Origin of the sequence: Vibrio sp. Vb0304 (assembly GCF_033338995.1) — a bacterium.
Classification (GTDB): domain Bacteria; phylum Pseudomonadota; class Gammaproteobacteria; order Enterobacterales; family Vibrionaceae; genus Vibrio; species Vibrio alginolyticus.
The window spans coordinates 1-912 of record NZ_JAWOTT010000239.1 but is presented as its reverse complement, the minus strand read 5'-3'; the positions used below and the strand labels follow the sequence as shown (position 1 = coordinate 912).

Here is a 912-nt window from a genome sequence, read left to right as displayed (position 1 = left end):
GGCGACGTTCACCACCCGATAGTGCCATACCCGCACTGGTTCTTATGTGCTGTATGTGGAATTCTTCCAACAAATCTTCCAGCTTGTCCTGACGCTCTTCGCGGGTCATTTCTTGGCGAGTTTCCAATACGGCCATGATGTTATCTTCCACGGACAGTTTGCGGAAAATCGACGCTTCCTGCGGTAGATAGCCAATACCCATGCGAGAGCGGCTGTGCATTGGCAAAATACTGATGTCTTTGTCGTCAATGGTGATGGTGCCTTCATCGCGAGGCACCAGACCAACAATCATGTAAAACGAGGTGGTTTTACCGGCACCGTTAGGACCAAGTAAACCCACAATCTGACCAGACTCTACTTCTAAGCTAACATCGGTGACGACTTTGCGCTTTTTGTAGCTCTTTGCGAGATTTTTTGCACTCAGTACCGCCATATTAGTTCTCTATCTGATTGGGTTGCAAAATCGTGGTTACACGCTCGTTTTTAGAGCTGTCAGCCACCAACTTCTGTTGACCGATTTGGTAACGAATCGATGAGCCTTTGATGGTGTTACCATCTTGAGCGAGCTGCGCTTGGCCTTTCATGGTCAGTTCGTCAGTCGAGATGCGGTAATCGAGCTCGGTTGCTTGACCACTTAACGTTTTACCATCGTCCATCAGCTGCGAAAATGTCGCAGGCTTACCAAATGCTTGAATTTGTTTGATTGCTTCCGTTTTTGGATCGCGAGTGACGACAATTCTATCTGCATCGATATTGATGCTGCCTTGCTTAAGCGAGACATCACCTTTAAAAATGACCTGGTTACTCTTCATATCCACCTGTTGGGTGTCAGAGTTTATGTAAACCGGCTGTTGAGTATCCGACTTAAGTGCAAACGCTTGAGGCGCTGCTAATACTAGTGCCAGTAGACTA

General features: G+C 47.3%; 2 protein-coding genes. Both read right to left on the bottom strand.

What is annotated here, in order from left to right; genetic code table 11:
• On the bottom strand, nucleotides 1–433 hold a 433-nt coding region (locus R7P35_RS25300; RefSeq protein ID WP_318079460.1), incomplete at its 3' end, for an ABC transporter ATP-binding protein.
• Between the two features lies 1 nt (nucleotide 434).
• Nucleotides 435–912 (bottom strand): lipopolysaccharide transport periplasmic protein LptA (gene lptA, locus R7P35_RS25295; protein WP_318093155.1); only part of this gene is annotated, 478 nt, incomplete at its 5' end.